General features: G+C 32.4%; 1 protein-coding gene. It reads right to left on the bottom strand.

Going from position 1 to position 1,467, the window contains the following annotated elements:
- Positions 1-222 precede the first annotated feature (222 nt).
- Positions 223-1,374 carry an RDD family protein gene (locus B5X70_RS17695; protein WP_079559231.1) on the bottom strand — a complete coding sequence of 384 codons (1,152 nt, stop codon included), beginning with the start codon at positions 1,372-1,374 and terminating at the stop codon, positions 223-225.
- Between the last annotated feature and the right edge of the window lie 93 nt (positions 1,375-1,467).

Raw genomic sequence — 1,467 nt, 5'->3', positions numbered from 1 at the left:
TATTTTGATTTTCTGCCATTTTTCATCATTTTATTCAAAGATAGAAAAAATGAGCTTTAAGCGTGAAATTTTCTCTCTTGCAATAAACGGCAACGGTTGCGTGTATGAAACGTTGGGGATTGCGGGCTTCGTTCCTATCCGCCAACACAAAAGCTGATGCGGGGCAGAAAACATGATTTAATCGCTTAAACCCCAATGTTTGATACACGATGTTACCGCTAGTTATTCTTCTATTTTAGTTCCATCTTCATCATATTTTTTCCAGTCACCAATTTTTTCCGAATTTTTAAAAGTTCCTTTCTCCTTTATCTGTCCATTTGGATAATAGGAAATATACTCTCCATTTATCAAGTCATTTGAATAATACAGAACTTCACTAACTTGTCCGTTGTCATGCCATAACATGGCTTTTCCCTCTTTTATTCCTTTTACAGCATTTGCTTCTGTAGATTTTTGTCCGTTTGGATGATACATTAATATTTTACCTGTTGGTAAATCATTATGCCAAACAGTCAATTCGCTTAGTTGTCCATTTTCATAATACCACTTACATGTTCCTTCCTTTTTACTCTCAATTATTGCTCCTTCAAATCGCAGTTCTCCATTTTCATAATATTCTTTCTTAAGCGATGAAGATAAAGTGAAATTAAAAGTTCGTCCTTTATGTTTAGTCATAAATTCATGGTGATAAACAGTCCACTTACCATCAACTTTTTCTAAACAAATCAGTGCATATTTATTTTCATTATCTGAAACAATTGGCACAACATAGTTTACAATGTTTCCATTTTGATTTACCTCTTTTGTCAATCCGCTTACTTCAATATTTTGAGACTTCAGATATTCCAATCCAGTTGCGTAAAAGTCAGTATTTTTCACTCCTAAGCCCATAAATATTGAAAAGCTGAAATATAAGACTATCAATGTAATCGCTCCAATTGCTATTCTAATCGGTAATTTAAGTTGGTTCTCTGTTTTATTGGCTACAATAGTTTTACCCCATAAATCACCAAGTCTTTTTTTGTTTTTTGCAATTAGTAAAACAAAACCTTCAACTGGCCAAATAATTTTTATCACTCCTCGTTTTATAAAACTCCACACTGATGGTCTTTCAAAGCTTTCAAAATCGACAACTTCAATTCCAAACAAATACTTACCAAGACTATTTTTAAAAATCAATTCTCCGAAAAACATGTATGGTAATACCATAAGTATTAACACATAAGTCATCACATTCTGGTAAATTTCAGAATCAAGTTTGAAAATCATTCCGAGCAATCCGTTTATTGAAAATGCTAAGAACATTATAAATATCATGTCGAAGATGAAAGAAAAGAATCTCTTTCTTTTTGTTTTTAATAATCTGCTTTCCATGTTAATTACGTGTATGTGGTTTCTGTTTAATTAGCGGTAACGGTGATTTGTATGTGGCGGTTTTGCACACTCGAAATTATCTAGAAACGTGAA

The organism is Alkalitalea saponilacus (genome assembly GCF_900168165.1).
Classification (GTDB): Bacteria; Bacteroidota; Bacteroidia; order Bacteroidales; family Marinilabiliaceae; genus Natronoflexus; species Natronoflexus saponilacus.
Note: the sequence above shows the minus strand (reverse complement) of the source record. Positions and strands in the feature narration are given on the sequence as shown.

Bases quoted from the DNA above. Each gene is read 5' to 3' on its own strand.
- B5X70_RS17695 (WP_079559231.1), bottom strand. From the start codon at position 1,374: ATGGAAAGCAGATTATTAAAAACAAAAAGAAAGAGATTCTTTTCTTTC.